The following is a 4,971-nucleotide window of genomic DNA, read 5'->3' as shown; positions in this document are numbered from 1 at the left end:
CTGCGAGCCGCCGCCGAGACCACAATGACGGGCCTCTGGGACCGCATCGGCGATATCCTCAAGGCCTTCACACCCCAGGAATGCGCCAACTACTTCCGGCATGATGGCTATACGTCAACTTGAGCGGCGAACGCTCTAGTTCCCCTCGCCGATCCGCAACCATCCGGTGATCGCATAGCGGTCGCGGGGCGCGAACGTCGCCACCTGCGTCACCGCGTGCTTCATCGGCACCGCGAAGATGTTCAGGCCGTTGAACGTCGGCACGAAGCCCTGCTCGATGTGGCCGTCCTCGCCCGGGAAGATCAGCGCTCCGCCCCAGTCGACGGTCCATTCGCGCGTCAGGTTCAGCACATAGGCGTAAAGCCGTCCGGTGCCGATGCCGGTGTCGTCGTGGGTGGTCAGCGCCTGACCGGGGCGATAGCGGGTGGCCTGGGCGCTGGCATGGTCGATGCGATCGTCGCCCGTCACGGCCCGGGCGAAGTCCAGAAAGGCAGCGCTGTTCAGAAAGGCGGGAAAGCCCGAGACCATGTCGATGCGTTGGCTCGTCTCATGCTCGAACGCGATGCGACGGGTGTCGTAGATGAACTGCATGCGCGGGTCGGTGCCGTCGATGCGGGCCTGATCTATCCAGCCCTGCTTGCCGGGTTCGGCGGCGCGACGGTCCTTCAGCGGCAGTTCGAAATGCTCGCCGCCTGCCGCCACGCAGACCGACCAGCCGTCGAAGGCTTCCAGCGCCGACGTCGCCGCTGCGGCACTGGCGGGGCTCAGCACGCCGGGGATGCGCAACCGGCGACGTTCGGCGAAGGCCCGGTTGAGAGCCGCGACGTCGAGATCGGAAGCCAGGGCCAGCATCAGGATTCGACCGTCACGACAACCTTCCCCATAACCGCCCGGTCGGCCAGCGCCTTGATCGCTTCGTGGGCGCGCTCCAGCGGGAAGGTCTTGCTCACTCTGGGGCGAATCTTGCCGTCGGCCCAGAAGCGCAGCAGATCGGCCATGTTGGCGGCGTGGGCGGCCGGGTCGCGCATCACCGCCGCGCCCCAGAACACCCCGATCACCGACACCGACTTCAGCAGGGTCAGGTTCAGCGGCAGAGCCGGAATGCCGGCCGGGAAGCCGACCACCAGATAGCGACCGTTCCAGTCCATGGCGCGCAGGGCCGGCTCGCAATAGTCGCCGCCGACGGCGTCATAGACCACGTCGGGCCCGTCGCGCCCCGAAGCCAGCTTCAGTTCGCCCGACAGCTCTTTCTGGGCCGCCTTGTCCATCTTGCCCGACGGATAGATCAGGCCATTGTCAGCCCCCGCTTCGAGGGCGAACTGGACCTTGTCGTTGGTCGAGGCCGCAGCGATGACATGCGCGCCCATGGCCTTGCCAAGCTCGACCGCGGCCACGCCCACGCCGCCCGCCGCGCCCAGCACCAGCAGGCTCTCGCCCGCCTTCAACTGCGCCCGGTCCTTCAGGGCGTAGTAGGAGGTGCCGTAGGTCATCACCAGCGCAGCCGCGGTCTCGAAATCCATCCCCTCCGGCATCTTGATGACCGAGGTTGCGGGCACGGCCAGCCGCTCAACCATGCCGCCCCAGCCGGGCACGGCGATGACGCGGTCGCCCTTGCGGACGGTCGTCACCCCCTCGCCGATGGCCTCTACCACCCCCGCCACCTCGCCGCCCGGCGAGAACGGACGCGTCGGCTTGAACTGGTACCGGTCCTCGATGATCAGGGTGTCGGGGAAATTGACCCCCACAGCCCGGACCTCGATCACCACCTCACCCTTCATCGGCCGGGGGTCCAGCACCTCCTCCACCACCAGAGTTTCGGGTCCGCCGGGAGCCTTGGACAGGACTGCGCGCATGATCATCCTCGTTGGCCTATCGCGCGGTCGCGCTGCTTGAGGCCGTGTGCGTTTGCGAGCACCCCGGTGGCGCGCGCGTCGGCTTGAGGCTAATCAGCGCCACGCCCGTTTGAAAGAGGCGATCTGGAGACGACCCTGCATGACGGCCCTCATCCTCCACGGCGGCGCGGGCGCGAGGCGCGACCGCGACTACACGCGCGAGAGCGCGCAAATGCGCCAGGTGGTGGAGGCCATGAAGGCGCGGTTGGACGACGGGGCGTCGGCGCTGGACGTCGCGGTCGAGGCGACGGTGATGCTGGAGGACTCCGGCCTCTATGTCGCCGGGCGCGGGGCGTCGCCCAATCTGGCCGGGGCCTATGAGCTGGACGCCAGCCTGATGGACGGCGCGACCCGCAAGGCGGGGGCAGTCGCCGCCTTGCAGGGGTTCCGCAACCCGGTCGAGGCCGCCCGCGCGGTGATGGACCGCACCCCCCACGTCATGCTGGCCGGCGAGGGCGCGGCCCTGTTCGCCCTCGATCAGGGCCTGGAGAGGATCGGCGACGAGGACGCCTGGTACACCCGAGCCGGTCAGGGCGAGGACAACCATCCGCCCGGGACGCTGGCCCATGGCACGGTCGGCTGCTGCGTGCTGGACCGCGACGGACGGCTGGCGGCGGCGACCTCGACGGCGGGCGTATTCGGCAAGATGCCGGGGCGCGTCGGCGACACGCCGATCCCGGGGGCCGGCAGCTGGGCCGATGGCCGCGTCGCCGTCTCGGGCACGGGCCAAGGCGAGTATTTCATCCGCGTCGCCGCCTGCGCCCAGGTCAGCTGGCGCGTCGGCGCGGGGCAATCTCTGGCCGAGGCCGGCCGCGCGGTGATCGACGAGATCGGCGACATGGGCGGCGACGGCGGCCTGATCGCCCTCGACCGCGACGGCAACATCGCCCACCCCTTCAACAGCCAGGGCATGAAGCGCGCCTGGCTGACCTCCGACGGCGGGATCGGGGTCGATGTGTTCGGGCACTGAGGGCAAAAAAGCAGGGTCTGAATCGTCTGAATCGTCTGAAATCCGGATCGGGGCGGTCATCGGGAGACAGGATGGCAGACGCCTGCGTCAGTTCCGGTCGTGGACCGGTGTCTGGTTTCCGAGCCATAGAGATAGACCGCTTTCGACCCAAAGGCGACATCGCCGTTGATGTTTCAGTGGGGCTTCACTATTCCGCAGACTAAGACCACGGCTTTTCTGACGGCTATGGCCGTGTAGCCTTCGCAGGAGCTGTCGCGATGAAGAAATTCCGCTTGAGGGTGGCGGCGTTGTTGAGCGGCGTCATGTTGTCGATTCTGGCGACGACCTCCGTCCAAGGCCAGCCCCTGGCTACGGCCGACGTCTTCCGGGACTGGCTTTCGCAATGCCATGCAGCGCGCGTCTGCAACGGCGTCTATCTGGTCGCACGGGAGGGCCAGCCAGTCTTCATCGGCACCGCCGGCGATGGTGGTGATGCCGCTCGCACCGCACTGACGACAGACAGTGCTTTCGATATCGGCTCGATCTCCAAGCAGATGACGGCGGTCGCGGTCCTGAAACTGGCTGAAGACGGGCGGCTGTCGGTTGACGACAAGGTTGCCCTGCATCTGCCGGACTTCCCCTACGCCGGGGTGACAATCGCCCAGTTGCTGTCTCACAGCTCCGGCATTCCGGACGTTTTGGGCGAGTACGCGGCTCGCCTGCGCCCGGGGCCCGACGGACAGCCTGCCGTCACCTTGATCGACGGGACGGATATCGTCCCATTCCTGGCCGCGCTGGCGAAGCCTGCGGAAAATGCGCCAGGGGAGACCTACGCCTACAACAACACCGGCTACATGGTGCTGGCGTCATTGGTCGAGGCCGTCAGCGGCCAGCCGTTCGGCGATTATCTGCAGACCGCGCTCTTCCAGCCCTTGGGCATGAACCACACCTTGCTCCGCACGCCCGGGACCGAACTCGCAATCAGGAACCGGGTCGAAGCCTACCAGCCCCGTCCGAACGACGAGCGCCGTCCCTACGACCAGATTCCGGGAGTCTACATCCGGGGAGGCGGCGGTCTATACTCCACGGTGATCGATCTCCTCGCGTGGCAGAACGCGCTGGACCGCCACCTCCTGCCGGCTGAACTGTGGCACCGCGCGACCACCCCGGTCCGCCTGTCGGACGGCTCGACCGCACCTTACGGGTTTGGCTTTAATCTGAAGCCGGATGTCGAGGGCGCAGCCCGAATCTCGCACGCCGGTCACTGGCGGGGTTTCAAGGCAGACCTGTCTTCCTACCCGGCGTCGCGCATCGTGGTGATCCAGCTCACCAACAACGGCGGGGACGATAGTGTCGACGCCAACACTGCCGTCCTCAGACATTTGGCGGAGGATCGAGCAGTCGATAGGTGATGCAATGGTTGTCCGGCGGCAAGACCGCTAACCACCCCAGCCGGCACTTTATCAGGTCCGCTTTCTGCCCAGACCACCAATGTCGGGTTTCCGGCAGTGAGCGAATGTCGTGGCCCGACCCTAAGCTGACGTACAGAGCGTCCGCTCGTGGGCAGGCCTCATGGCGGGCCATTCGCCCAATCAGGAATGTTCCGCTCCACAAGATCGGACCAGAATGGGATGTGCTTGACGCTATCGAGCATCATCGGCTCGCGAACTAGTTCCGGATGGAACTCTCGTTCAAAGTAATCTCCCAAATCGGACCCGTAGTAGATCACGTCGGACTGCACCACGGAGAATACGGGATTTCCCGATTCATTGGGCAACTGGGGAATAAAGCGGTGCCCAATAATCGGGATAAGCGGAGGAGCGGCCTGCACGACAGCGGAGACGACCTCGGCTCGCTCTTTCGCAGATCGTGGCTTTTGTCCCCACTCTGGCCACCACAGCACATTGTGCTCGACGTCGAACAAGAGCCCGATGAGAGGGAATCCTAAAACGCCCCTGATGCCAGCCTCGTCCGTTCGCCAATCCCAGCCCCCTAGGCTCAGGACCCATTAAAGGGATTCACACGGTCGTGGCGATCTGATTCACTGGTGGCAGGAGGAGCCTGTCATGAGTGATCTGTTTTGGCTGACGAACAAGCAGATGCGTCGGATCAAGCCATATTTCCCGCTGT

The 4,971-nt window shown here is 65.9% G+C and carries 5 protein-coding genes; 2 read left to right on the top strand and 3 right to left on the bottom strand.

Annotated features, from left to right (window positions below):
* Positions 1-135 precede the first annotated feature (135 nt).
* Together ACESMO_RS12495 and ACESMO_RS12490 are read right to left on the bottom strand one after the other, a co-directional pair.
* A complete protein-coding gene (locus tag ACESMO_RS12495; protein WP_372708478.1) occupies positions 136-852 on the bottom strand; it encodes a 2OG-Fe(II) oxygenase family protein in 717 nt (238 codons plus the stop codon).
* Positions 852-1,853 (bottom strand): NADPH:quinone oxidoreductase family protein, encoded by a 1,002-nt coding sequence (locus ACESMO_RS12490; RefSeq protein ID WP_372708477.1) that lies wholly within the window; start codon positions 1,851-1,853, stop codon positions 852-854. The genes ACESMO_RS12495 and ACESMO_RS12490 overlap by 1 nt, the downstream gene beginning before the upstream one ends.
* 139 nt (positions 1,854-1,992) lie before the next feature.
* Here ACESMO_RS12490 and ACESMO_RS12485 point away from each other — a divergent pair, with 139 nt between their 5' ends.
* Together ACESMO_RS12485 and ACESMO_RS12480 are read left to right on the top strand one after the other, a co-directional pair.
* On the top strand, positions 1,993-2,862 hold the full coding sequence (locus ACESMO_RS12485; RefSeq protein WP_372708476.1) for an isoaspartyl peptidase/L-asparaginase family protein: 870 nt from the start codon (positions 1,993-1,995) through the stop codon (positions 2,860-2,862).
* A 257-nt stretch (positions 2,863-3,119) separates the two neighbouring features.
* Entirely contained in the window at positions 3,120-4,253 is a 1,134-nt protein-coding gene (locus ACESMO_RS12480; protein ID WP_372708475.1) for a serine hydrolase domain-containing protein, read from the top strand.
* Between the two features lie 158 nt (positions 4,254-4,411).
* On the opposite strand, the gene ACESMO_RS12475 is transcribed toward ACESMO_RS12480, so the two are convergent.
* Positions 4,412-4,765 carry a hypothetical protein gene (locus ACESMO_RS12475; protein WP_372708474.1) on the bottom strand — a complete coding sequence of 118 codons (354 nt, stop codon included), beginning with the start codon at positions 4,763-4,765 and terminating at the stop codon, positions 4,412-4,414.
* Between the last annotated feature and the right edge of the window lie 206 nt (positions 4,766-4,971).

The organism is Brevundimonas sp. (genome assembly GCF_041688735.1).
Lineage (GTDB): Bacteria > Pseudomonadota > Alphaproteobacteria > Caulobacterales > Caulobacteraceae > Brevundimonas.
The sequence above is the reverse complement of the archived record's forward strand: the minus strand, read 5'-3'. Positions and strand labels throughout refer to the sequence as shown.

What these genes read in the sequence shown, in the direction of transcription:
- ACESMO_RS12495 (WP_372708478.1), bottom strand. Translation starts at nt 852, where the DNA reads ATGCTGGCCCTGGCTTCCGATCTCGACGTCGCGGCTCTCAACCGGGCC.
- ACESMO_RS12490 (WP_372708477.1), bottom strand. Translation starts at nt 1,853, where the DNA reads ATGCGCGCAGTCCTGTCCAAGGCTCCCGGCGGACCCGAAACTCTGGTG.
- ACESMO_RS12485 (WP_372708476.1), top strand. Translation starts at nt 1,993, where the DNA reads ATGACGGCCCTCATCCTCCACGGCGGCGCGGGCGCGAGGCGCGACCGC.
- ACESMO_RS12480 (WP_372708475.1), top strand. Translation starts at nt 3,120, where the DNA reads ATGAAGAAATTCCGCTTGAGGGTGGCGGCGTTGTTGAGCGGCGTCATG.